Below are 24,347 nucleotides of genomic sequence, written 5' to 3'. Positions count from 1 at the left end.
CGAGATTGAGGCTCGATGAGCCAGCATTCCCATACGGCGGCGGCATGCCTCGTTTTTGCCGCCCGTCGCCATCGTTTGGACCTCTCTGTCGAGCGCCTCGTCCATGACCATGCGCTCGGTGACGAGGCGGTCCCCGTCTCGCTCCTCTTGCGCATGGCCCGCCAGGTCGGCTTGAAAGCCCGCAGGATCACCTCCGACTGGAGCGGCCTCGGACGTCTCGGCGAAGCCTACCCGGCTATTGCCCGGCTCTCGAACGGGAACTGGGTAGCGGTGTTGGCGATCGAGGGAGAGAACCAGGACCACATCCGGCTCTACGACCCGCTTGCGGGCGAGACCGACACGATCCTCGTGCCGCAAGACCTGTTCTGTGAGCGCTGGACCGGCGAGGTCGCGCTTGTCAAGCGCAGCTATGGGGTCACGGATCCGGAGCGCCCCTTCGGCCTCCTGTGGTTCGTCCCGGAGCTCATCCGCCAGAGGCGCCTCTTCCGGGACGTGATCGTGGCCGCGCTGTTCCTGTATGGACTCGGCCTCGCGACTCCGATCTTCTTTCAGCTTATCATCGACAAGGTACTGCTCCACGGGAGCTACGCCACGCTGCAGGTGCTGGCGATCGGGATCGTGATCGCGCTCCTGTTCGACAGCATATTTACGTTCCTGCGCCGCTACCTTCTTCTCTACGCCACGAACCGCATCGACATCCGGGTCGCGACGCGGACTTTCGCGCATCTCCTGGGCTTGCCGATTGCATTCTTCGAGAGCATGCCGGCTGGTGTGCTGGTGAAGCACATGCAGCAAGCGGCGCGTATTCGGGAATTTCTCACCGGGCGTCTCTTCCTGACGGTGCTCGATGCGCTGTCACTGCTGGTCTTCGTCCCCGTCCTGGTCCTTTACAGTGTTGAACTCACCTTGATCGTTGTCGCCTTCACGGCAGTCGTCGGGTTGGTGATCGCACTTCTCGTGGGTCCTTTCCGTCGGCGCCTCCAGCACCTCTACGAAGCCGAAGGGGAGCGCCAGGCGCTGCTCGTCGAAACCGTGCACGGGATGCACACCATCAAGTCGCTCGCTATGGAGCCCATGCAGCGGCGTGTCTGGGACGATCGCTCCGCCTCGGCGGTCTCGACACGGTTCCGTGTCGAGACGATCTCGACCGTGGCGCAGGCAGCCACAGGTCTCGTCGAGAAGCTGATGGTCGTGGCCATCGTGGGCTTCGGCACGATGGCAGTCTTCGACGGAACGCTGACGGTCGGTGCTCTCGTGGCCTTCAACATGCTCGCCGGCCGAGTCTCGGGCCCTCTCGTGCAACTCGTCACTATGGTGCACGAATATCAGGATATCGCGCTCTCGGTGCGAATGCTGGGCGAGGTGATGAATCGTGCCGAGGAGCGGGCCGGACGTACCAACGGCCTGAAGCCGCAGCTCGAGGGCCGCATCGAATTCGAGAGCGTCACTTTCCGGTACGCTCCCGATCGGCCATCCGCCCTTGAAGAGGTCTCCTTCTCGGTCGCACCAAGCAGCATTCTGGGCATCGTGGGGCGCAGCGGCTCCGGCAAGACAACGCTGACGCGGCTCCTCCAAGGGCTCTATGCGACACACGAGGGTCAGATCCGCTTCGACGGCTTCGACATCCGCGAGCTCGACCTCGTGCATCTGCGGCGAAACACCGGCGTGGTGCTTCAGGACAGCTTTCTATTCCGCGGCACCATCCGGGAAAACATCGCAGCCGCCAAGCCAGACGCCACCTTCGAAGAGATTGCATTCGCGGCCCGACTCGCAGGTGCAGAGGAGTTCATCGAGCGACTGCCACGAGGTTTCGACACCCCGCTCGAGGAGAACGCCGGCAATCTGTCCGGTGGACAACGCCAACGCCTTGCCATTGCGCGGGCGCTCGTTACTGATCCGCGGCTCCTCATTCTCGACGAGGCAACAAGCGCCTTAGATCCGGAAAGCGAGGCTCTGGTCCGGCAGAATCTGCGCCGCATCGCAGCCGGGCGCACGGTCGTGATTGTCTCACACCGGCTCTCCACACTAGTGGACGCTAATGCCATCCTGGTGATCGACCGGGGCCGAATCGCTGCGATGGGTCGGCATGACCAGCTGCTGTCCGGCTGCGCCGCCTACCGGCGCCTATGGGCGCAGCAGACGAGGCAGGTCGCATGAGCGCCCCATCCAGAACCCATCCTCATCTCAGACTTGTGTCGACCGCGCCCGAGGTGGTCGAGTTCCAGTCCGATGCTACCGAGATCGAGGAGCGTGCACCGCCACGTATCGCCTGCATCACACTCTATATCGTTGCATTTCTCATTGTGACCGCGATCGCTTGGGCATGCCTCTCAGAGGTGGATGAGATCGCGGTCGCCCCGGGTCGGCTCGTCACCACTCAACCAAATCTTGTCGTGCAGCCGCTCGAGACCTCCGTTATGCGCTCCATCGACGTGCAAGTGGGTGATACCGTGAAGGCTGGTCAGGTGCTCGCCACACTTGATCCCACTTTCACACAGGCCGACTTGGAGCAGCTGCGCACGCACCACGCAGCGCTGGATGCCCAAGCACGGCGGCTCGAAGCCGAGTTGGCAGATCTCGACTTTACAGCCGGTGCGGAAGCTCCCCCTGAGGAGATTCTCCAAGCTCGTCTCTATGCTCAGCGCCAAGCCTACCTCACCTCACAGGTGCGCAATCTCGATGCGCAGACCGCTCGGCTAGCGGCGAATATTATGACGACCCGCAGCGAGATCACGGTGCTCACGCAGCGCCTCTCGACCCTCGGCGAGATCGAAACCATGCGGGAGACCCTGTTTGCCAGTAGCAATGGCTCACGATTGAACCTTCTCCAATCCCGGGACATGCGGCTCGAAACGGAGGCCTCCCTTGCCCGCCTTAAGGGCAGCCTGTCGGAATTGGCACAAGGCCTCGAGAAGGCCCGAGCTGAGCGTCAGGCCTTCATTGATGATTTTCGCCGTACAGCTCTCGAACAGCTTGTGGAGACGCGCAATCAGAGGGACGAGGCGGCAGAGCAGCTCAAGAAGGCGGAACTGCGTCGGCGGATGGTGGCAATCACCGCACCGGCAGACGCGATCGTGCTCGACACGGCCCACCGCTCGGTCGGGTCAGTGGTACGAGAGGCCGAGCCGATCTTCACACTCGTGCCCGCCGATGCGCCTCTGGAGGCAGAGGTTGCGATCGACGCGCGTGATGTAGGTCACGTTACCCCAAAGCAGCCCGTGCGGATCAAGCTCGAGGCCTTTCCGTTCCAGAAGCACGGAGCCGCCCGGGGCGAAGTACGCACAGTGAGCCAGGACGCCTTCTCGACAGAAGGATCGAAGGAACCCGGCAAAGCTCCGGCACTGATTCACCGGGCGCGCATCAGTCTTACTGATACGACACTCAGAGACGTGCCCGAGACCATGCACCTTATTCCTGGCATGACCGTGCAAGCCGAGATCAAGGTCGGTCGGCGCACGGTGATCTCCTATTTCCTTTACCCGATCCTGCGGGGCCTCGACGAGAGCATCCGGGAGCCCGGCTGAGAATCCCGAGCACCCTGCCGGCTATGTGCCTTCGGCCTTTCCGGAAGGACCACACCCTCAGCACTCATTAGCGCCCGGACCAGCCATCCTACAGCACGCTCCCAGCCTTGATTCAACGGTGCCGAATAACCTCACTTTTCGATGTCAGGAAGCATGGCGCTCTCTGGCGCTCAGAGGCTTTCGTAGGAGTTGACATACGAGGCCGCTCAGGCGGCCTTCGCTTCCTCGAGCCCGCGCGCCACGAGGTCCCGCAGGGCACGAAGATCCTTCTCGAAGAGCCGGATTCCCTCGGACAGCTTCTCGGCCGCCATCGCATCCTCGTTGAGGGCGAAGCGGAAGCCCTTCTCGTCGAGATGCAGGCGAGCGGGAGCGTTCTCGACATTTTCAGGCGAGAGTCGGCGCGGGAGGTCGCCGTCGGAGGCGGCAAGCTCGTCGAGGAGCGCAGGCGAGATCGTCAGGCGGTCGCAGCCGGCCAGAGCCTCAATCTGTCCCACGTTGCGGAACGAGGCGCCCATCACGACGGTGCCGATCCCGTGGCTCTTGTAATAGGCGTAGATCTGCCGGACCGACTGCACGCCCGGATCGGTCTCGCCCGTATATGGCCCGCCGCCGGCCTTCACGTACCAATCGAAGATGCGCCCGACGAAGGGCGAGATCAGGAAGACCTTCGCATCCGCGCAGGCCGCAGCCTGCGGGAGGGAGAAGAGCAGGGTCAGATTGCAGTCGATCCCCTCGCGCTGCAGGATCTCGGCCGCCCGGATACCCTCCCAGGTGGCCGCGACCTTGATGAGGATGCGCTCGCGCGGGATTCCGTGCGCTTCGTAGGCCGCGATGATTGCGCGAGCCTTGGCGACGCTGCCGGCGATGTCAAAGGAGAGATCCGCATCGACCTCGGTCGAGACGCGGCCCGGCACGATCCCTGCGAGTTCCGCCCCGAAGGCGACGGCGAGCCGGTCGCAGATCGCCGCCACGACGCCCTCGCGGGAGCCGCCCTGCCGCTTTCCCCAGCTCAGCGCTTCCTCGAGGATCGGGCCCGCCGCGGGGGTCTCGATGCCCTTGAGGAGCAGCGTCGGGTTGGTGGTGCAATCCTGCGGCTTCAGCCGGCGCACCGCTTCGATGTCGCCGGTATCGGCCACCACCACGGTCGTGGCGCGGAGTTGTTCGAGCTTCGAGGGCATCGTCGGTCTTTCCGTTCACGTGCGCTCCGTCCTGCCGGAGCATCCTGCTTTCCATAGATGGTGGCGAGCGTGAGCGAAACCACGAGGTTCATCACGGGGACGGCTTCCGCCTGAGTGCTGCCCGCGAACCGTCCCGTCAGGACTCGCTGACGCGGATGTCTTCTGTCATTGCGGTGTCGTACCTACATGCATTAAGCGCGCCCGCTACAGGACGGCGCCAGCCGCCGCCGTATCTCAGGAGACATCCCATGAGACGCCTGCTCGCCGCGCTCGCTGCGGCTGCCCTGATCGCGCCGGCCGCGCTGGCCCAGGGAGCCCCCTCCGGCAAGCTCGTTCTCTATACGAGCCAGCCGAACACCGATGCCCAGCAGACGATCGACGCCTTCAAGGTGAAATACCCGGACATCGAGATCTCCTTCGTGCGGGACGGGACGCCGCGCATCCTCGCGAAGCTTCGCGCCGAGATCCAGGCCGGCCAGCCGCAGGCCGACGTACTCCTGATCGCCGACAGCGTCACGATGGAGAGCCTCAGAGGGGAAGGCCTGCTCCTCGCCCACGACGAGGCCGACATCTCGGCCTACCCGGCAGGCCTGCACGATCCCCAGAAACACTGGTTCGCCACCAAGCTGATCACGACGGGGATCGTCTACAATACGAAGGCGCCCATGAAGCCTTCCTCCTGGGCTGATCTCGCGAAGCCGGAGGCGAAGGGCCAGGTCACGATGCCGAGCCCACTCACCTCCGGAGCGGCGCTGATCCACACGGTGACCCTCACGAGCAACCTGCCCGAGGGCTGGAAGTTTTACGAGGCTCTCGAGGCGAACGGCGCCCTCGCGGCGGGCGGCAACGGCGACATCCTCAAGAAGGTGGCCGGAGGAGAGAAGCTCTACGGAATGATCGTCGACTTCATGCCGATACGCGAGAAGGCGAAGGGCGCGCCGGTCGAGTTCGTCTTCCCGAAGGAAGGGGTATCCGCAGTGACCGAGCCCGTCGCGATTCTCAAGAGCACCGGCAATCCCGAAGCCGCCAAGGCTCTGGTCGACTTCCTGCTCTCGAAGGACGGTCAAGAACTCGCCGCGAAGCAGGGCTACGTGCCGGCGCATCCGGACGTCGCTCTCCCGGCGGGCTATCCGCCGCGCGGAGACATCAAGATCATGGCGTTTGACGCCGGCAAAGCGCTGGCGGAAGAAGCCTCGAACAAGAAGCGCTTCGAGGACATCTTCACCCGGTGAGGGTGCGTTCGCGAGCAGTCGCCTTCGCGGGCGGGGACGGCTTCACCATCCTCGTCCTCGTTCTGTTCAGCGTCGTTCTCTTCTCGGCGCTGCCCTTCGCACGCCTCGTCGCGGCAGCGTTCCTGGCGGGAGGCTCCTTTGATCCCGGACCCGCTTTCGCGGAAATCGCGAGCCGCAGCGCCTGGCGGGCAACCCTCCACAGCCTCGAAACGAGCCTCGCATCGACCGCCATCGCGACCGCTCTCGGCGGCGCGGTTGCGATCCTGACCGTCCTGTTCGATCCGCCGGCGCGACGGTTGATGGCGCTTCTCTTCGTGCTGTCGACGATGGTCGCCCCGCAGGTCACCGCCCTTGCCTTCCAATCCCTGTCCGGGCCGTCCTCGCCGCTCCTGAACAGTCTCGGCCTGGCTCCGCCTCCGGGTTCGCCGAACCTTTTCGTGGGGCGCGAGGGAATCATCGTCGTGCTCGGGCTGCATCACGCGCCGCTCGTGTTCATCACCCTGCAGGCAGGGCTGCGGACGATTCCGCGCGATCTTCTCGAAGCCGCGCAGGCCGCGGGGGCGAAGCCGAGGCAGATCCTCGCCCGTATCGTGCTGCCTCTGATGAGGCCCCATCTCGTCGCCGCGACCGCCCTCGCCTTCGTGGCGGCGGTTGGAAATTTCGGGATTCCCGCGCTGCTCGGGATGCCGGTGAATTACCTGACCCTGCCGACGCTCATCTATCGTCGCCTGTCGAGCCTCGGCCCCTCCGTCATCGGAGATGTCGCCGCGCTGTCGGTCCTGGTGGCTGCGATCGCTGCCCTCGGTCTGATGGTCGCGCAACTGGCCCTGCGGACGAAACCCAGCCGTCTCGCGCGCGGGCGCAGCGTTTCCGGATTGTGGGCGCTCGGCCGATGGCGCTGGCCCATCGGCCTCGGACTGTACGCGATCATCGCGATCGTCCTGATCCTGCCGGTGCTCTCGCTCCTGACGGCCGCCCTCGTGCCGACCTATGGCGCCCCGCTCAATCTCGAGACGCTGACGGCACGGAACTTCGCCGAAGTCCTGCTGCGCCAGGACGTCACGGTCCGGGCCTTCCGGAACTCCTTCCTGTTCTCCGCAGTGGCGGCGCTCCTTCTCGCCATCCTGGCGCTGCCGCTGGCGCGGGGGCTGGAAGGGCTCGGCCGTGCCGGACGCATCGTCGAAACCGTTCTCGAAATCCCCTATGCACTACCCGGCGTGGTGCTGGCGATCGCCTGCATCCTGCTGTTCCTACGCCCGCTGCCGTTGATCGGGGTGAGCCTCTATGCGACCCCGCTGATCATCCTCTTTGCCTATCTCGCACGCTTCCTCCCGATGGCCCTGAAGGCTCCGTCTGCGGCGGCAAGACAGTTGCCGCCGGAGTTCGAGGAAGCGGCGCGCATCTGCGGCGCCGGATTCTGGCAAAGGCTCGTGCGGATCGTCGGGCCTGCGATCCTCCCATCTGCAGCGGCGGGCGCTCTTCTGGTCTTCCTCACGGCGTTCAACGAACTCACCGTTTCGGCACTGCTCTGGACGTCCGGCACGGAAACAATCGGCGTTGCCCTGTTCAGCCTCGAGGAGGCCGGGCTCGCGAGCGAGGCCGCCGCGATCGGCATCGTGGCAATCATGGTCATCTCCGCCGTGATGATCCTCCTCGATCGCTTCGCGCGCCTGTTACCGACTGGGGTGCTGCCCTGGCGGGTTTGAGTTCAGTGATGTTCGGGCAACATCGCGTGATTTGGTTTGGAACCCGAGCAGCGTCGGAACGCAAGGTGATGTCGACGCCGGAATTCGAACAGCGAGGGACTTCTTCAACTGCCCTCTAGTAGTCGAGTGTTTAAGAGTCGACCTTGTCCGCATGACCAGCTTGGTCGGCACTGAAGTCCGTCAGCTCCGCGGAGGCATCGCATCAGCGTGAGGGAGAGGTCGAGCGCTTGTTCAGGTGCTTTCGGGCGGAGCAGCACGGAGATCGTGCAGGCACGTGAAGAGGATTGCCGTAAGAGGGCCGGGCTCCTGAGCGCCATCTCCGAAACCGGCGCGCGCTAGCTCATTCGTCGTCTCGGTCAGCTGAATGTGGGTGCCCATCCCGAACTCATTCCCTCGTGCGGTCTTCCGAGGAGCGACTGGCGGATAGGCGATCACTACGGCACAGGTCACGGCCAAGCTCGGCTGCAATCTCCACCATGGTGGCTGCTCTCGCGGCGTCGGCACTCGATGCATTGCCCTCTAAGTAACGCTTCTTCACCCCCTGCCGATGGCCGCGAATCGGAAAGCGTGGAAGGCAAGCCAGAGGTGGAAGTCGTCACCCAGTAAAGGGCCACCATAGGTCTGGAACTCCGTAAGAAGCGCCTCTTCGGTCGGAATGCCGAGCGCAGTCCGGTTCTCCAATCCAAGCCCCATGACATGGCCGCTGCGCGGTAGGCGCAGCATTGTGCAGAAGTAGGACAGATCGGCGAGCGGCGCTCCGAGCGTCGACAATTCCCAATCAAGAATTCCGATGACTTTCGGGTGAACCGCATCGAAGATGAGGTTGTCGATGCGAAAATCTCCGTGCACCAGCGCCACGCCCCCGCCCGACGGGCGCCGGCGCGCCAGAACCTGGATGAGCTCTTCCATCGCCTCGACGGTTTCCGTCTCTGATGCCCTATACTGAGTGATCCAACGCGAAACCTGACGCTCGACGTAATTGCCCGGCCGACCGAAATCATCCAGCCCGACCGTCACAGGATCAAGCCGCGAGAGTTCGGCGAGGATGTGCGCCATCTCGCGATAGTACGCCGCCCGCTCAGCGACGGGGATTTCTGGCAGTGCGGGGTCCTAGAAGATCCGGCCATCGAGGAAGTCCATCACGAAAAAGCTCGTGCCGAGAATCAATTCGTCCTCGCACAAGAGATGAACGCGAGGCACTGGAACCGGAGTGCCGCTCAGCGCCGACATTACGCGGTACTCACGTTCCACTGCATGGGCGGACTTTAGGAGAACCCCGGGTGGCTTGCGCCTCACAACGTATCTGTCCGACTGTGTCTCCACGAGAAATGTCGGATTCGATTGCCCGCCTGAAAACCTGCGGACGGTCGCGGGCCCTTGGAAGCCAGGCAGATTGGCACGCAGGTACGGTACGAGTCGGTCGAGATCGATGAGCCCGCTTGATGACATCAGTGTTGCCGCACGTTTCCGTATCGCTGGATTAGCTGCTTGCCCAGACTGACGCGGTGGACGGCATCGGGCCCGTCGGCCAGTCGGCAGATCCGTGCGTACTTCCATGCATCCGCGAGCACGGTGTCCTGACTGATCCCCATCGCGCCGTGCAGCTGCACCGCGCGATCGATCACATCCTGCGCCATCGTCGGCGCCACGATCTTGATCATCGCGATCATATCGCGGGCCGCCTTGTTACCCTCGCGATCCATCTTGTCCGCAGCGGCAAGGGTGAGCAGGCGCGCCTGTTCGATCTCACACGCCGAACGCGCGATGTCCTCGCGCACCGCGCCCTGTTCGGCGAGCGTGCGGCCGAACGCGACGCGGGTGGCAGCCCGCTGACACGTCATTTCGAGCGCGCGTTGTGCGCACCCGATCAACCTCATGCAGTGATGGATACGGCCGGGGCCAAGGCGCCCTTGAGCGATCTCGAACCCGCGTCCTTCGCCCAGGAGCATGTTCGCCTTTGGAACGCGCACGTTCTCGAAAAGGATCTCGGCGTGTCCGTGCGGCGCGTCGTCCTCGCCGTAGACCCTCATGGGACGAACAATGTGTACGCCGGGAGTGTCAGTGGGCACGAGCACCATCGACTGCTGCTCGTGCCGGCTCGCTTGGGGATTCGTCTTGCCCATGACGATGAAGATCCTGCATCGAGGATCGAGCGCCCCGCTCGCCCACCACTTGCGTCCGTTGATGACGTAGTCGTCGCCATCTGAATCAATGGAGCACTGAATGTTGGTTGCGTCGGACGACGCAACATCCGGCTCAGTCATGCAGAAAGCGGACCGGATCTCGCCTCTCAGCAGCGGATCGAGCCATTGCCGTTTCTGGGCCTCGGTCCCATAGCAGATCAGCACCTCCATGTTGCCGGTATCCGGAGCGCTGCAGTTGAAGACCTCTGCTCCAATCAGAGAGCGCCCCATGATTTCGCACAGGGGTGCATATTCGAGGTTCGACAGATTGTGCTCGTTGTACTCGCCCGGCGCCCAGAGGTTCCAGAGCCCCTGGCTCCTCGCCTTCCCCTTGAGGCGCTCCATGACGGGCGGAATGGTCCACCGGTTCTCGGCAGTCTCGACATGTTCGCGATACTCCGCCTCCGCAGGGTAGACGTGGGCCTCCATGAAGGCCGTGAGCCTCTGTGCGAGAGAGCGCGTTTTCTCGGAGAAGGTGAAATCCACGGCCAGAGCCTCCTGGGCTTGGTTTGTGCTAAGGTTGGTCGAACGTCAGAAGCCTTTCAGCAGCGCGCCCCCATCGACCGGCAGTACCGCGCCCGTGATGAACCGCCCGGCATCGGATGCAAGGAGGAGGACCGCTCCATCAAGCTCCTCCAGGCGCCCTACACGGCGCGGGACAAGTCGGTCGATGTAGGAACTGCCCTGAGGGCTAGCGAAGAAGTCAGCGTTGATCTCGGTTTCGAAGTACCTGGGTGCGATTGCGTTCACCCGGATCCCGGCATTTGCGAGTTCGAGCGCCATGACCTTCGTCAGGTGGATGACGCCCGCCTTGGCCGCGCAATAATTGGCCTGGTTCTTCTGAGGCGCCAAACCGAGAGCGGACGCGACGTTGATGATCGAGCCGCCGGAGCCCGCCGCCATGCGCCGCGCAGCAACCTGCGCGACGCGCCATACGCCGGTCAGATCCGTGTCGACGACCAAGCTCCATGCGTCCTCCGTCATGTCGAGAAACTTCTGCGGATCAGCGACCCCTGCGTTGTTGACCAGCACGTCGACTGTCCCGAGCGCCGCCTCGGCGGCTGCGAATCCCGCCTCGACGCTCGCCCGGTCCGTCACATCGAGGGCGACGCAGCACACGCGCGCCCCGATCGCCTCTATTTCCTGGCGCAACGTCTCGAGGCGCTCGGCCCGCCGCGCCGCGACGGCCAGGGACGCGCCGGCCCGGGCAAGCGCGAGGGACAGATGCCGGCCGATTCCGCTCGAGGCGCCGGTCACGAATGCAACCCGGCCGTCAAGCGAGAATTTCACAGGTAGTTCATTGGGCACGAGCGATCTCCCTGAGCAGTTTGGCGCCGGCCTGCAGCGGTTGAGGGCGCTGAGCCGGCGCCCGGCCTCGACCCTGTCAGTCGTTGATGCGGTCGCGTAGGACGCGCTTCAGGATCTTCCCGTTCGAGTTGCGCGGAAGTCCTTCCGGCAGGAAGGTCACCTGATCCGGCACCTTGTACTCCGCCAAGAGGCCACCGCAGAAGCTGCGGATGGCGCTTTCGTCGAGCGCCTCAGACTTCCGCGAGACGAAAACGTGAACCTTTTCGCCGAGAACCGGGTCGGGATGCCCGACCACTGCAGCCTCGATCACGTCCGGGTGACGCGCGAGGGCGTTTTCCACCTCGACGCTGTAGATCTTGTAGCCGCCCCGATTGATGACGTCGTTCTTGCGATCGAAGAGGCGCAACAGCCCTTCCTCATCGAGGGAGCCGATGTCGCCGGAGCGCCAGTAGCCGTCGACGAAGGAGGCAGCGGTCGCCTCATCGCGCTCCCAGTATCCGCGAATAGTCATGGGACCGCGGATCCACACCTCTCCAGTTTCTCCCGGCGGCACCTCGCGGCCCTCGTCATCGACGATGCGGAGGTCGCCGCACGGAACGCACACGCCGACCGAATCGAGGCAGCGATTGGTGTAGCCTGGCGGCACGACACTGATGATCGTTGCGCATTCGGTGGAGCCGTAGGCGTTGAGAAGCTGAAGGTTCGGCAACCGCTCAGCCATCGCCTGGATGCTCGCCTCGGGCATCGGCGCGCCCCCGAATCCGCCGATCCGCCATGCGGAGAGGTCCGCCGACGCGAGGTCGCCGCGCAGGAGGATGAGATTGTACATCGCGGGCACGAGAACGGTGGTGGTCATCCTTTCCCGGCTGGCAAGTTCGATGAAGTCCTGCACGCCGAAGCTCCGCATCATGATCGTGCAACCGGCGACGCGGATCATGCTGGCAATGATGGCGACGAGGCCGGTCACGTGTGAGGCGGGCACAGCAAGAATCGAGCGCTCCCCGTCCTCGAACTCCCAGCATTCCTGGAAGTGGATGCAGGAATGGACGATGTTGACGTGCGAGAGCACTGCTCCCTTAGGGAGGCCGGTCGTGCCGGAGGTATAAAGGATCACTGCCCCGTCCTCTTCGTGGACGGAGACGGGGGGCGGCTTTCCACCGTCCTGAGCCAGCCGCTCGAAGCTCTCCGAGCCGCCGACATCTCCGCCGACGCAGATGCGCAGGCGCAGGTGCGGTGCGCCCTCGGCCGGCGGAAGCAGGGCGGATAGCTCGGCATCGTGCACGACCGCTTCGGCCCGGCAGTTGTTGAGGACGAAAGCGATGCCGGGTGCCGCCTCCCTGGTGCCGATAGGAACGGCGACCGCGCCGATACGAACAACGGCCAGGAGAGCGATGATGAACTCCGACCGGTTGCCGAGGATCAGCGCGACCCGATCGCCTTTTGTCAGGCCTCGCTCGGCGAATCCGGCTGCCAGGGCATCGACCTGTTGGTCGAGATCACTGTAGGTGAAGCGGCGCTCGCCGTCGACGACAGCCGTCGCGACTGGTCCCCTGTTAACAGCATCGCGGAACATAATATCCAACGACCGTGGGCGCTCGCGGTAACAGGGGACCAGTCGCGTGCCGAACAGGAGCTCGCGACGCTTCTCGAATCGTTCCTTCCACGGCGAGTCCAAGGCTGCCTCCTCTCACTCCCTGTCACGGCACTTTTCGCACGGATGTTTCGGCCGTGGCGCGCAATGATTTCACACCGTGATATGACTGTCGTATCATGACATCGGCGCACTCGTCCAGTTCATACCGTGAAACGCAGTTTATTTCTTGGCATGCGCCGCCCTACGTGCTACCTCTCCGTCGATGGCACGATACAAGCTTGGGAGGAAAGGCTTGACCACGTTCGCGATTGGAGGCGCGACCGTCACCCGTGTGGAGGAAGTGCTGGAACAGGGCTTTATCCCGTCGTTCCTATTTCCGGGCTTCGACCCTGCCATCCTCGACGAGCACCCTCAACTCAAGCAGCCGAATTTCTTCCACGCCGAAAGCGGGAAGGTGATTTCGAGCATTCATGGCTGGCTCGTGAGGCTCGCGGGCAAGACAATCCTCATCGATACCTGTTCGGGCAACGGCAAGGCACGCGCTTTGCCTCTGCTCAAGCGCTTCCACATGCTCGACCTTCCATTCCTCGACAATCTCGCGGCAGAGGGAGTGAGGCCGGAAGACGTGGATCTCGTCATCTGCACGCATCTTCACGTCGACCATGTCGGATGGAACACTCGGGCGGAGGACGGGCGCTGGATTCCGACCTTCCCCAACGCGCGCTACATCTTCGGGCGGGCGGAGTTCGACCACTGGACCCGGGGTGATGGGCCGCGCCTCTTTCCCGAGAACGTGGCCGTTATTGAGGACAGCGTCTTGCCGGTGGCCGAGGCGGGAGTCGTCGATTTCGTCGAGCCTGGAGATATCATTCTTCCCGGCCTCACCGTGGAGGCCGCCCCGGGTCACACCAGCACTCAGCTTGCCGTGAAGTACGAGTCGGCGGGAGGCGCCTTCATCTGCACGGCGGACGTCCTGCATCAGCCGATCCAGATCTACGATCCGGAGCTGAACAGCTGCTTCTGCGAGGAGCCTGCCGCCGCTCGGGCCACGCGGCGGAGAGTACTCGACTACTGCGCGGACAGCGGTGCGCTGCTGCTGCCGATGCATTTCGGTCCGCCTCATGCAGGGTACGTGCGGCGGGAGGGAATGGGATACCGGTTCGAACCTGCGGGGGCCACGCTGTCGTAAGCCGCGCTCGCTCACTTCGGATCGTCCCCTGGACGGCGTCGCATTCAAAGGAATATGGAAATGGGTTACACCATCGCTGAGAAGATCCTGGCAAGGGTTTCAGGCAAGGAGCACGTACGAGCGGGCGACGAGGTCATGGCGAAGCCCGACTTCGTCATCGCCTACGACTTTCCCGGCTACACGGACGTCTACTTCCGGCAGATGAAGGAAGACTTCGGCATCGAGCGCGTAGCCGAGCCGGAGCGCTATGCCATCTTTATCGATCACATGGTGCCGGCCACGACTCCGAAGGAAGAGGAACTTCACATCGGCACGCGAACCTGGTGCGCCGAGAATAACGTCGCCCTCTACGAGCGCCGTGGCATTGGCCATCAGGTCGCGGCCGAGGTCGGGTATGCCGTTCCAGGCGCGTTCGTGGTCCACTTCGACGGGCATGTCAGCCAGCTCGGCACGTTCGGCACTCTCGCGATGGGCATCCGGAGAAACCTCCTCGAGGCATTCGTGCGGGAGCGCATCTCCATCAAGGTGCCGCAGACGGTGCGCGTGAACCTGCGCGGCACGCTGCGCAAAGGTGTGATGGCGCGCGACGTGTTCCATCACCTCGTGCGAACCTTGGGACCTGCCTCTTGTCGCTTCCAGGTTCTGGAAATCGGCGGCCCCGGCATGAGCCAGATCTCGACGGAGGGACTGCAGACCATCACCGGCCTTGCCATGTTCACGGGCGCCATTACGGCCATCGTGAACCCCGACGCCGAGCGCCTCGCCTATGCTCTGCCCCGCGCCAAGAAGAAGATCGATCCGGTCTACAGCGACGACGACGCAGAATATTCCGCCATTCACGATATCGACCTGGACGATCTCGAGCCGCTCGTGGTGATTCCGCCCACCCCGGCCAATACGCGCAATCTGTCGGAGTTCCTGGGGCTCGAGATCAATGCCGGCTATCTCGGTTCCTGCGCCTCTGGGCGCCTGGAAGATCTGCGCATCGCCGCCGAAGTGCTGAAGGGGCGTCAAGTGAAGCCAGGCTTCCAGCTGAACGTCGTGCCCACCAGCCAGGAGATCATGGCCAATGCCGCGCGCGAAGGGTACATCGCGACTCTCGTGGAAGCGGGCGCCTTCGTCTCTTCACCGAGCTGCGACTATTGCTTCGGCCGTATTGCCACCATGACCGCAAATCAGCGGGCGGTCTCCACGGGAACGCTCAATGTCCGCGGACGGATGGGGAGTCCCGATTCCGAGATCTATCTCTGCAACGCCGCCACGGTTGCCGCCTCCGCCATTGAAGGCGCCATCGCCGATCCGCGCAAATACCTCTGAGGGTCACCGACATGGCTCTGAAGAACCTTTACGGACGCGTTGCCTTCATCTTCGACGAGATCAATTTCGACGTCGATCAGATCGTTGGTGTCAAGAACATCAAGATCACCGACATCGAGGAGCTGGCTCAAGCGGCCATGCAATCGTACGACCCAGACTTCCGCTCCAAGGTCCGGCCCGGCGACATTCTCGTTGGCAATCACAATTTCGGCTACGGCCATCCGCATTATCCGCCGATGCGCGCCATGCGGCATCTCGGCATCGCCGGGGTCGTCGCAGAATCCTTCTCGCCCGGCTACTGGCGTGGCGAAATCAGCATGGGCTTCCCTCAGGCAAGCTGCCCCGGAATCCTCGGTCTCGTCGAGCGCTGGGACGAAATCGAGGTCGATTGGGAATTGAGCGAAGTCCGCAACATCACCAAAGGCCGGTCCCTTCCCATTGAGCCGCTCTCGTTCGCCGATCGCGAGATGCTCGATGCCGGAGGCCTCGTTCCCTACCTGAAGCGTCCTGTCGCAGCATCGTGAAAGGCAATCCCATGCCCGCCAAAGCAACCCAAGATTTTCGAGACCGTGTTCTCAACCAGAAGACCGTCTGGGCCGCCGGGGCCTACGATGCCCTTTCGGCGCGCTTCATTGAAGGAGCCGGGTTTGACGCCCTGCTCACGAGCGGCTTCGGTGTTTCCGCCTCTCATCTCGGTCTGCCGGATGCCGAACTCTACACCATGTCGGAGAACCTCGCCGTCGTCCGGAATGTGGCGAACGTGGTCAACATTCCAGTCGTCGCCGATATCGACACTGCGTACGGGAACGCCATCAACGCAATGCGGACAGTGCGGGAGTTCGAGGCCACCGGCGTCGCTGCGGTCATCATGGAGGACCAGGTGTCGCCGAAGCGCTGCCCGATCTGCGTCGGCGGTGTTGAGGTCATTCCACTTGATGAGGCCGTCGGCAAGATCAAGGCCGCGGTCGCGGCCCGCACTAATCCCAACATGCTGATCATCGCTCGCACAGATGTGACTACAGAAGCCGAGGCCATCGAGCGCGGCAAAGCCTATGTCGCAGCCGGCGCCGACGTCATTCAGCCGATCAGCAAATGCTTCAACTCCATCGAAGGTCTTCGTGCCCTGCGCGAGGCCGTAGGCGTGCCGCTATCGCTGCAGATCCTCGGCTGGCTCGAGAAAAAGCTGTCGCCAGCAGAGATCGAGAGTGTCGCCGGCATGGCCACCTTCCCTCTCGTGCCGCTCATGAGCGTCGCGACGGCCCTGCAGGAGAACCTCGCTCAGATCGTCAAGGACAAATCGACCCATAACCTCCCGCGGCCGGTGATGGCACACGATCCCTTCGTTGAGTTCATCGGCTTCAAGGAGATCGAGGCTCAGCAGATGGAATATCTGCCCAATCCGCTGGCGTCGAAGGCTGCCGCAGCCTGAGGCAGCGAACATCCGGATCGGATTGGTACGACGAGCCGTCCGGCCCGCCGTGCTCCGGACTGCATGGCGATCATTCGAGGGAGAGACGATCGATGGGAACGCTGACCATCGAGCCGCACTACGTCACGCTGCCGAATGGCCAGATACGCATTTGGCGCACCGGATCCGGACCCGACCTCGTCGTGCTTGCCGGCCTGACGCTCGCAGCCTCTGTCGTCGCGCGGATCGTCGGCGAGGCCTGTCCGGATTGGCGCGTCACCGCTGTGGAGCTACCCGGCATCGGCGGATCCTCCGAACACCCCGCCACCAACCTCGATGACGTTGCCGCTGCCGTCGACACAGTCCTCGAGGAGTGCAGAATTGGCCCGAGTGCTCTTCTCGCCTTCGATATGGCGGGCGCCGTGGTCGGGCCTTTGGCGGAACGTCGGGCTCGAGATTTCGCCGCGCTCTTCCTTGTCGGGGCGGAGGCAGCGGCGAGCTGGGCGGCTCGAGGCAACGGGCCGGGAGACTTAGCGCCGCGCCATGATGGCACGCATCTGACGGCGATGTGGGCCTTCATCCGCGACTGTCACCTCCTGAAGCCCGATGACCCGACCCAACCCGCGACATCGGGTGAGGCCCTGCCGAGCGCGGAGGATCTTGATGCCACGGTGACCGCAGCCGCGGTCAGGCCTGTCCGCTTCGTGTCTCTATGGGCAACCTGCGCCGCCGCGCTCGAGCGTGCCCAGGGACGATCCGTCACGCTGGCAGACCTTCCCGGCGCCCTTGCCTCCTTGCGTCTTCCGCAGGGCTGCGCGCCTTTGCCTTCGACGTTTCCTGCTCCGAGTGGGGGGATTTGGCACCAGTATATCGAGACGGCACGCGGCCGGGTTCATCTCCGTCGCGCGGGCGACATGAGCGGACGGCCGACCCTAGTCATCCCGACCGGAGGCGGTTCCTCGGCCCAGTTCGCGCCGATCGTCACCGGACTGGCGGGAGACGGCGAGCGCCAAGTCTTTGCCGTGGACTATCTCGGCAACGGTCTGTCGGACAAACCGGAGCGCGAGGTCACCATCGGCGTGCTCGCTGAGGACATGGCGGCGGTCATCGAGGCGCTGGGCTTCCAGAATGTCGACGTGTGGGGATCTCACACTGGGGCGCTCGTAGGCCTCGAACTGGCCGTGCGATATCCGTCCCTCGTGCGTCGCGCCGTCCTGGAAGGACCGGTGTTCATCTCGCCGGACTTTCAGCACGATCTGCTCTCCCACTACTTTCCGCCGATCCGGCCGGACAAGTGGGGCCTACACCTCCAGCTCGTCTGGAATTGGCGCCGCGACATGTTCATGTATTGGCCCTGGTACCGGGTCGAGCGCAGCGCCGCCCGCCAGCTCGGTGTGCCGACGGCGGACGAGTTGCACAAGTACGCGATCGGCATCCTGGAAAGCGGTCCGACCTACGACTTGGCCTACCGATCCGCCTTTTCGTACGACACCGCCGACCGGCTGCCACACCTGACACGTCCGGCCCTCATATGCGCCGGCCCGAACGACATGCTCGTCAGCGGCCTTAAGGGCGCGGAACGTCTGGCCGTGCCCGGCGTCGAGGTCCGACTTACGCCGACGACCGTCTGGTGGCCAGACCCCGACCCGCTCCTCGCGGCAGAGACCTTGGCGCAGTACCGGAGCTATCTCTCGGTCTGAAGATCCATCTGGCTGCCGATCCGATGACAACGGCGGCCCTCCTCCCCGGACTGCCGCCAGCCAGGTGCCATTCCTCTTAGCGAAACCCGCGGCGGACAGCGCTGTAGTCTCAGGAGAGATAGGCTTCGAGGACTTCCGGGTTCTTCTTGAGCTCGTCCGGGGTGCCTTCCACCACGATGTGCCCGCGCCGCATGACATAGCCGTAGTCGCAGACGGAGAGGGCAATGGCGGCATTCTGCTCGACCAGCAGGATCGACTGCCCTTGCTTGTGCAGGGATACGATGGCCTCAAACACGAGGTCCACGATGGCTGGTGCGAGTCCCATGGACGGCTCGTCGAGCACCAGCATCTGGGGTTTGGTCATCAGTGCCCGGCCGATCGCCAGCATCTGCTGTTCGCCGCCGCTCAGCAAGCCCGCCCGTTGCTTGCGGCGCTCCTTAAGTCGCGGGAAGAGCTCGTAAACTCGGTCCACGAGATCGGCATCCTTGTTGCGACCCGCGAAGCTGCTCAGTTCGAGGTTCTCCTCGACCGTCAATGGTGCGACCACCATGCGCCCCTCGGGGACCATGGCGAGACCCGCTCTGACGACATTGTGCAGGGACAGACGGGAGATCTCCCGGTTCCCCAGGCTGATGGCCCCTGTGACCGGCCGGTGCAGACCCGCAATGCTGCGCAAGGTTGTCGATTTCCCGGCTCCGTTGGCACCCAGCAACACGGTGAACTGCCCCGGCATGACCGAGAGATCGATCGAGCGGACTGCCTGGATCGCGCCGTAGCTAGCGGAGAGCTTGGAGACGTTCAGCATCGTTCTTGCGTCCAAAATAGGCCTCCTGCACCTCCGGATCGGCGATGCAGGTCTTGGGATCACCTTCCGCGAGGAGACGGCCGAAGTTGATGACGGTGCAGCTGTCGCAGAACTCCGTTACGAGCCCCATATTATGCTCCACCATCAGGATGGTGAGGCCGCCGGCGCGCAACTCGTGTACGAGACGCCCCACGGCGCTCGCCTCCTGCGCGTTCATTCCGGCGGTCGGCTCGTCGAGCAGCAGGAGCTTCGGATTGGAGCCGAGGGCACGTGCGATCTCGATTCGGCGCTGCTCGCCGTAGGAGAGCGTCTCCGCAAGTTCGTCCGCGCGGTCGGCCATGCCGACGCGGTCCAGCAGGTGCAGAGCGTGGTCCCGCGTCTTGGCCCACTGTGAGCGCGCGCTCGAGAGGCTGAGGAAGGATGACCAGAGACTGACCCCGCGCACGAGGTAGCACCCGGTCATCACCTGCTCTAGCGCGGTCATGCCGCTGAACAGGCGTACGTTCTGATAGGTGCGGGTGATGCCGAGCGCCGCAATTGCTGGCGGCCCCATATTCTCGAGGTGGACATTGTTGAAGTGAATGGAGCCGGACGTCGGGTGGAAGAGACCCGTGATCAGATTAATCACGGTTGTCTTGCCCGCACCATTTGGACCGATGAGGCCGTGCACACTGCCCTCGCGCACATGCGCCGTCAGCTTGTCCACAGCGGTGACACCGCCGAAGCTCTTCACCACGTTGTTGAGTTCGAGCAGAGTGGGAGCGGTCGCTCGTTCAGGCATGGACAGTGCTCTCCTGCGCCTGGCGGCGCTTGGCAGCCCTCTTGAGCCGGATGGCACGGGGATCGATGAGTCCACGCGGCAGGAAGATCATGATGAGGAGAAGCGCGACACCCTTCGCTACGTCCTCGATCTGCGGCAGGAACGCTTGCATCGTCATCGGCAGGGCCGTGAAGACGAGCGCGCCAATGATCGGCCCGAGCCAGTGGAAGGAACCTCCCAGCACGGTGGACGCGAGCATCGTGAAAGCGATGCTGATGAAATACGTCTCCGGCGAAAGGAACTGCAGCGTAAAGGCAAGCGCCGCTCCCCCAAGCCCGCCGACGATGCCGCTGATGACGAAGGCGATGAACTGGATCCGCCTCGGCGCGATCCCCATGGTCGACGCTACGGCAGGGTCCTCGCGCACGGCGCGGGACGCGAGACCATACCAGGAATTGTACAGGCGGTAGAACACGAAGGCGACGATCGCGAGCAGGATGGCGAGATCCAGAGGCTCCACGCGCATCGGCACGATGAGGCCGTTGACACCACCCGTCAGTACTGGCGCGTTGAGCGCCACGACTCGGGTGATGAGGACGAGGGCCAGGCTGGCGAGTGCCATCCAATGGCTTTCGAGCTTGAGAAAGGCAGCGGCGACGAGTGCGGCGGCAAGGCCTCCGCCAAGGGCCGCAGCCGGGAAGGCCACATAGAGCGAAACGGCGAGGTGGCCGACCATCTGAGCGGAGAGGAAGCCCCCCACGGCGGCGAAGACCACCGTGGTGAAACTCAGGACTCCGGTGGAGAGGACTGCGTAGGTGCTCAACGCGAAGAACGCGTTGACGATCGAGAACACCACTGTGCTCCCATAGGCCGCCCAGAGATCGAGAAGGGTTTCCATTGCTCAGGCCCGCATGAAGTTGGCGCTCCCGAACAGCCCGCGAGGCCGGACGATCAGGAACAGCAGGAGCAACGTATAGGTGACGCCATCGCGCATGCTCGTCGAGATATACTGCGCGACGAACACCTCGATGATACCGAGCAGAATGCCTGCGATGGCGGTGCCCCGCACGTCATCGAAGCCTCCGACCACGACCGCCGCGAACCCTTTCAGCATCAGGCCCTCGCCAAGCGTATAGGATACGTTCGAGGTCGAAATGCCACCTAGAACGCCGGCAAGGCCCGAGGTCGCACCGGCGAGGAAGGCTGTAAGCACGATCACCATTCGTGCGTTGACACCACCCAGTCCGGCCGCCACCTCATTCCAGCCAACGGCCCGCATAGCGGCGCCGATGCGCGTCTTCTGGATGAGGAGATAAATGCCGACTGCACAGACCAGCAGAGCGCTGATAGTGATGATTTGCATCTGCGGAACCATGATCGGTCCGATCGGCACCATCTTGTTGGGATAGGTCGAGGCAGGAAAGGCAAGGCTCTGCTGCTCCGTGGCAAAGCCCGCCAGACTGTCGAGAATGATCCAGAAGGCAACGCTGGTGATGAAGGCTCCCAAAAGCCCCGCCTTCTTTTCCCTGAGCGGCTGGAATCCAACCTGATCGACGAGGACGGCGAGGAGCCCGCCCCCCAGGACGCCGACTGCGATTGCAACTGGGAAGGGAACGCCGATGCGCTCCACTGCGTAGTAGCCGATGATCGCAGCCCAACTCGCATAGGTCCCGTGCGCGGCATTGAGGATGCCGAGTGTCGAAAACACAAGCCCGAAACCGATCCCGAAGAGGGCGTAGAGAGATCCCAACGCCCAGCCGTTCACCAACTGCTCAAGGAAGAGCTGCATTTACTTAGGCTCCCAAGCCACGACTTTTCCGTCCTTCGACCACGCGCCGATCAGCGACTTTTGAAAGTCGGCCTGTCCGTCCTTCATCGGCAGTTCGCCATAGACGTTGTGCTCGATGTTGGTGATCGCGGCCATTTTCTGGGCCAAGCCATCGCGAGTCGGCTTGCCGTCGGTCCCTTTCAGTCCCTGAGCGATGTAATAGATGGCGGTATAGCCTTGGGCGGCATACGCGTCCGGAAGTTCGTTGAACCGCTTCTGGTAGTCGGCGATGAACTTCTTGGCCTCCGGCGTGTCCGAGATCTCGGCCGAGAACAGGACCGGGAAAGGCACGCCTGCAAGCGGCTCGCCGATCTTCTTGAACATAGGGGGAGGCGCAATCACGTCGTTGGCGGCGATCGGGCCAGTATAGCCTCGGTTGCGCAGCGCAGCGATGATGCCGCCCGCCGGAGTTTGCGTTGTCCAGACCATGATCAGGTCGGCATTGGTCGCCATGGCCTGAGTGGCCGGAGCCGTGAAGTCGGTATCGGAGCCGAGAATGCTGATCACGCCCGCCGTCTTGACTCCGGCATCCTCCATGACCTTCTGCGCGGCTTTGAAGCGACCCTGGAACGCCTCGTTGTCTGCGTTCACGAAGTAGGTCACCGACTTCGGCTTCAGCTCCTGAACGAGGCGCTGGGTCATCTTCACCTCCTGCGGGCCAGGAAGGCCGACGATTGAGGTGACATACGGCAACTGCGGCAGCCCCGGGATGGTCGCGCCATAGATCACGAGCGGGATCTTGGCGTTGACTGCGACCGGCCGCATGGCGCCTGCAACCGGCGAGAGAATGCAGCACGTGGTAGCGATGACGTTCCGATCGGCGATGAACTGGGTCAGAGCCTGCACGCCGCGCGCAGCATCGGAACCGGATTCCTTTTCGGACAGCTTGAGCTTGGTACCCTGCCCCATCCAGCCCGACGCGTTGATCTCGTCGACCGCGAGCTGCGCGCCGTGGTGATAGGAGAGGCCCGCAGCCGCAATCGGACCAGTATTCTCTGTCACGAATCCAATCGTGTATTCGCCTGGAGCCAATCCCGCCGCGCGCGCCGAGAGTGGCGCGAGCACCATGCCTGCGGCAGCAGCCGCGATGAAGGCGCGACGCAATCCCCGCGTCATGGTTCTCGAAAATGTCATGGTCCTCATCCTCCCTGCACGAAGTCGTCGATCATTCGCCGCCCTCCGAAATGCACGCCAGTTCAACGGAACTGCCGAGATCATTGGAAGGGCGCGCCCGTTACCGCGGTCTCCTGCGGCGCGAGCAGGTTATCGGCCGTTAGCGCCAGTATGGCGGCGCCCTATCAGGGCCGTGAGTTTTCGAGAGATGTTCGAGTCCTGAGGTGCACCAGAACTGCTGCTCGTGCTGGCGATGCCACCGCCAGCCGGTCACATGAGCCCGACACTTTCGTGCCAGATCGGCACGCCACCACCGCGACACCTCGGAACGGTTCTTATGTTCTGGCTCAAGCTAGAAGATCGCAGTCAGCATTGTCAATGCATAAAACACGTTTCATGCGATGAAACACCGCGAAGGACGTGGCTAGCGCCCCCCTGCGAGCCGCAGGCGACGGGCGACGCTCTCGGCAGCGGCCTGAAGGCGCTTGAGATGCAGCGGCTTGCCATTCTGCACTGTCTGCGGTGTTAGACCTGCCATGCTGATGGCACAGGCGATGTCGCCGCTCGGTCCGCGCACCGGCACTGCGAGGGCTGTCAGTCCGATGCTCACATCGTCGACGGCGCACTCCCAGCCGCGCTTCCGGATTTTCTCGAGTGCGGCACGCAGCTTGTCGCGGTCGACGATGCTCTTCGGCGTGAGCGCAACCGGTTCACGCTGCAGGACGCGCTCGATTTCCTCCTCGGACTGGTAGGACAGCAGCAGCTTGGGTGCACCGCCGCAATTGTAAGGCAAGGTCCCGCCGACCGCCCACCAATGCACCTCGATGCCCTTCATGTCGTGAATGCGGGCGAGGCAGACCACGTCACCCTCATCATAAACCGAGAGGAACGCCGTGACGTGCAGATCTGCTGCCAACTCGGTGAGCACCGGCAGAGCGATGTCCCTTAAATCGTAGTCGTCTGCAACATTTGCGGCGAGATCTCGCACGGCGCGCCCAAGGCGATAATGCTGGGTCGCCGGATCCTGTGCGACAAAGCCGCTGTCCATCAGCGTGAGCAGGAGACGACGAGTTGTGCCCTTGTCGAGTCCGGTCGCCGCAGTCACCTCGGCGAGAGATTGCAGCCCCTTCCCCGCGAAGGAGTTGAGCACTGCCAGGGCTCGCGTCACGGCCCGAACGTTGTGATTTGAAGCTTCGGTCACTCCGCGCCTTCTGTGCTGGGTTGCCTCTGCGGAGTTGTAGCAGTCACTGCGCCAGTGGCTACGCCACCTCGTCGAACTTCCACAGCCCGCCAACTGTCCCCGTATGTCACGGTGTGACACGGAAGTCAACATTTGACACACCGCATAGATAGGTGTTTCGATGTAGCCGACATGATCACGGCTGCGCTCGCCTCAAAGCCGTCTCCCTGTTCCGTGGAGGCGGAGAAGCATTGCGGAGCAATCTATTGCAGCGCCTGCATCTCGGCGAAGTGCTGTCGGGGACGCGGCCTGCCCGTCCTGT

General features: G+C 63.5%; 19 protein-coding genes and 1 pseudogene. 9 read left to right on the top strand and 11 right to left on the bottom strand.

The window, feature by feature from the left end:
• Window positions 1-15: 15 nt before the first annotated feature.
• Both BN1233_RS14180 and BN1233_RS14175 read left to right on the top strand, forming a co-directional pair.
• Window positions 16-2,157: a peptidase domain-containing ABC transporter gene (locus BN1233_RS14180; protein WP_046864217.1), complete on the top strand. Its 2,142-nt coding sequence runs from the start codon at window positions 16-18 to the stop codon at window positions 2,155-2,157.
• Window positions 2,154-3,524 carry an HlyD family type I secretion periplasmic adaptor subunit gene (locus BN1233_RS14175; RefSeq protein WP_046864216.1) on the top strand — a complete coding sequence of 457 codons (1,371 nt, stop codon included), beginning with the start codon at window positions 2,154-2,156 and terminating at the stop codon, window positions 3,522-3,524. Before BN1233_RS14180 ends, BN1233_RS14175 begins: the two co-directional genes overlap by 4 nt.
• Window positions 3,525-3,730: 206 nt before the next feature.
• On the opposite strand, the gene tal is transcribed toward BN1233_RS14175, so the two are convergent.
• Entirely contained in the window at window positions 3,731-4,702 is a 972-nt protein-coding gene (gene tal, locus BN1233_RS14170; protein ID WP_046864215.1) for a transaldolase, read from the bottom strand.
• A gap of 248 nt (window positions 4,703-4,950) precedes the next feature.
• On the opposite strand from tal, the gene BN1233_RS14165 reads away from it, so the two are divergent.
• Both BN1233_RS14165 and BN1233_RS14160 read left to right on the top strand, forming a co-directional pair.
• Window positions 4,951-5,934, top strand: coding sequence for an ABC transporter substrate-binding protein (locus tag BN1233_RS14165; RefSeq protein ID WP_046864214.1), 984 nt, complete (start codon window positions 4,951-4,953; stop codon window positions 5,932-5,934).
• Entirely contained in the window at window positions 5,931-7,640 is a 1,710-nt protein-coding gene (locus BN1233_RS14160) for an ABC transporter permease (RefSeq protein ID WP_048709181.1), read from the top strand. Before BN1233_RS14165 ends, BN1233_RS14160 begins: the two co-directional genes overlap by 4 nt.
• Before the next feature lie 534 nt (window positions 7,641-8,174).
• Here the strand turns inward: BN1233_RS14160 and BN1233_RS49690 are convergent.
• From BN1233_RS49690 to BN1233_RS14140, 4 genes and pseudogenes are all read right to left on the bottom strand, one after another.
• Window positions 8,175-9,089 (bottom strand): annotated as a pseudogene (locus tag BN1233_RS49690) (phosphotransferase family protein).
• A complete protein-coding gene (locus tag BN1233_RS14150; RefSeq protein WP_046864213.1) occupies window positions 9,089-10,309 on the bottom strand; it encodes an acyl-CoA dehydrogenase family protein in 1,221 nt (406 codons plus the stop codon). Before BN1233_RS14150 ends, BN1233_RS49690 begins: the two are co-directional and overlap by 1 nt.
• Window positions 10,310-10,354: 45 nt before the next feature.
• Window positions 10,355-11,131 (bottom strand): SDR family NAD(P)-dependent oxidoreductase, encoded by a 777-nt coding sequence (locus BN1233_RS14145; RefSeq protein ID WP_046864212.1) that lies wholly within the window; start codon window positions 11,129-11,131, stop codon window positions 10,355-10,357.
• Window positions 11,132-11,207: 76 nt separating this feature from the next.
• Window positions 11,208-12,806 carry a class I adenylate-forming enzyme family protein gene (locus BN1233_RS14140; RefSeq protein ID WP_046864211.1) on the bottom strand — a complete coding sequence of 533 codons (1,599 nt, stop codon included), beginning with the start codon at window positions 12,804-12,806 and terminating at the stop codon, window positions 11,208-11,210.
• Window positions 12,807-13,017: 211 nt separating this feature from the next.
• Between BN1233_RS14140 and BN1233_RS14135 the strand changes: the two genes are divergently transcribed.
• The 5 genes from BN1233_RS14135 to BN1233_RS14115 all read left to right on the top strand — a co-directional run bounded on the left by BN1233_RS14135 (window position 13,018) and on the right by BN1233_RS14115 (window position 18,339).
• Window positions 13,018-13,914, top strand: coding sequence for an MBL fold metallo-hydrolase (locus BN1233_RS14135; protein ID WP_048709179.1), 897 nt, complete (start codon window positions 13,018-13,020; stop codon window positions 13,912-13,914).
• A 60-nt stretch (window positions 13,915-13,974) separates the two neighbouring features.
• Window positions 13,975-15,231, top strand: a complete 1,257-nt coding sequence (locus BN1233_RS14130; RefSeq protein ID WP_046864209.1) for a 3-isopropylmalate dehydratase large subunit — start codon at window positions 13,975-13,977, stop codon at window positions 15,229-15,231.
• Window positions 15,232-15,242: 11 nt separating this feature from the next.
• Window positions 15,243-15,755 (top strand): 3-isopropylmalate dehydratase small subunit, encoded by a 513-nt coding sequence (locus BN1233_RS14125; RefSeq protein WP_046864208.1) that lies wholly within the window; start codon window positions 15,243-15,245, stop codon window positions 15,753-15,755.
• An 11-nt stretch (window positions 15,756-15,766) separates the two neighbouring features.
• A complete protein-coding gene (locus tag BN1233_RS14120; RefSeq protein WP_046864207.1) occupies window positions 15,767-16,660 on the top strand; it encodes an isocitrate lyase/PEP mutase family protein in 894 nt (297 codons plus the stop codon).
• A gap of 92 nt (window positions 16,661-16,752) precedes the next feature.
• Entirely contained in the window at window positions 16,753-18,339 is a 1,587-nt protein-coding gene (locus BN1233_RS14115; protein WP_046864206.1) for an alpha/beta fold hydrolase, read from the top strand.
• Between the two features lie 109 nt (window positions 18,340-18,448).
• Here the strand turns inward: BN1233_RS14115 and BN1233_RS14110 are convergent, their stop codons facing one another.
• The 6 genes from BN1233_RS14110 to BN1233_RS14085 all read right to left on the bottom strand — a co-directional run bounded on the left by BN1233_RS14110 (window position 18,449) and on the right by BN1233_RS14085 (window position 24,046).
• Window positions 18,449-19,144: an ABC transporter ATP-binding protein gene (locus tag BN1233_RS14110; RefSeq protein WP_046864205.1), complete on the bottom strand. Its 696-nt coding sequence runs from the start codon at window positions 19,142-19,144 to the stop codon at window positions 18,449-18,451.
• Complete coding sequence (locus tag BN1233_RS14105) at window positions 19,116-19,925, bottom strand: ABC transporter ATP-binding protein (RefSeq protein ID WP_046864204.1); 810 nt, start codon at window positions 19,923-19,925, stop codon at window positions 19,116-19,118. Before BN1233_RS14105 ends, BN1233_RS14110 begins: the two co-directional genes overlap by 29 nt.
• Window positions 19,918-20,802 carry a branched-chain amino acid ABC transporter permease gene (locus BN1233_RS14100; protein ID WP_046864203.1) on the bottom strand — a complete coding sequence of 295 codons (885 nt, stop codon included), beginning with the start codon at window positions 20,800-20,802 and terminating at the stop codon, window positions 19,918-19,920. The genes BN1233_RS14105 and BN1233_RS14100 overlap by 8 nt, the downstream gene beginning before the upstream one ends.
• Window positions 20,803-20,805: 3 nt before the next feature.
• Window positions 20,806-21,693, bottom strand: coding sequence for a branched-chain amino acid ABC transporter permease (locus BN1233_RS14095; protein ID WP_046864202.1), 888 nt, complete (start codon window positions 21,691-21,693; stop codon window positions 20,806-20,808).
• Complete coding sequence (locus BN1233_RS14090; protein ID WP_046864201.1) at window positions 21,694-22,866, bottom strand: ABC transporter substrate-binding protein; 1,173 nt, start codon at window positions 22,864-22,866, stop codon at window positions 21,694-21,696.
• A gap of 403 nt (window positions 22,867-23,269) precedes the next feature.
• Window positions 23,270-24,046: an IclR family transcriptional regulator gene (locus BN1233_RS14085; protein WP_046864200.1), complete on the bottom strand. Its 777-nt coding sequence runs from the start codon at window positions 24,044-24,046 to the stop codon at window positions 23,270-23,272.
• Between the last annotated feature and the right edge of the window lie 301 nt (window positions 24,047-24,347).

This window comes from Microvirga massiliensis, from assembly GCF_001006805.1.
Classification (GTDB): domain Bacteria; phylum Pseudomonadota; class Alphaproteobacteria; order Rhizobiales; family Beijerinckiaceae; genus Microvirga; species Microvirga massiliensis.
This window is presented reverse-complemented; position numbering and strand designations above follow the sequence as displayed.

What these genes read in the sequence shown, in the direction of transcription:
- BN1233_RS14105 (WP_046864204.1), bottom strand. Translation starts at nt 19,925, where the DNA reads ATGCCTGAACGAGCGACCGCTCCCACTCTGCTCGAACTCAACAACGTG.
- BN1233_RS14125 (WP_046864208.1), top strand. Translation starts at nt 15,243, where the DNA reads ATGGCTCTGAAGAACCTTTACGGACGCGTTGCCTTCATCTTCGACGAG.
- tal (WP_046864215.1), bottom strand. Translation starts at nt 4,702, where the DNA reads ATGCCCTCGAAGCTCGAACAACTCCGCGCCACGACCGTGGTGGTGGCC.
- BN1233_RS14095 (WP_046864202.1), bottom strand. Translation starts at nt 21,693, where the DNA reads ATGCAGCTCTTCCTTGAGCAGTTGGTGAACGGCTGGGCGTTGGGATCT.
- BN1233_RS14110 (WP_046864205.1), bottom strand. Translation starts at nt 19,144, where the DNA reads ATGCTGAACGTCTCCAAGCTCTCCGCTAGCTACGGCGCGATCCAGGCA.
- BN1233_RS14165 (WP_046864214.1), top strand. Translation starts at nt 4,951, where the DNA reads ATGAGACGCCTGCTCGCCGCGCTCGCTGCGGCTGCCCTGATCGCGCCG.
- BN1233_RS14180 (WP_046864217.1), top strand. Translation starts at nt 16, where the DNA reads ATGAGCCAGCATTCCCATACGGCGGCGGCATGCCTCGTTTTTGCCGCC.
- BN1233_RS14100 (WP_046864203.1), bottom strand. Translation starts at nt 20,802, where the DNA reads ATGGAAACCCTTCTCGATCTCTGGGCGGCCTATGGGAGCACAGTGGTG.
- BN1233_RS14175 (WP_046864216.1), top strand. Translation starts at nt 2,154, where the DNA reads ATGAGCGCCCCATCCAGAACCCATCCTCATCTCAGACTTGTGTCGACC.
- BN1233_RS14115 (WP_046864206.1), top strand. Translation starts at nt 16,753, where the DNA reads ATGGGAACGCTGACCATCGAGCCGCACTACGTCACGCTGCCGAATGGC.
- BN1233_RS14120 (WP_046864207.1), top strand. Translation starts at nt 15,767, where the DNA reads ATGCCCGCCAAAGCAACCCAAGATTTTCGAGACCGTGTTCTCAACCAG.
- BN1233_RS14130 (WP_046864209.1), top strand. Translation starts at nt 13,975, where the DNA reads ATGGGTTACACCATCGCTGAGAAGATCCTGGCAAGGGTTTCAGGCAAG.
- BN1233_RS14090 (WP_046864201.1), bottom strand. Translation starts at nt 22,866, where the DNA reads ATGACATTTTCGAGAACCATGACGCGGGGATTGCGTCGCGCCTTCATC.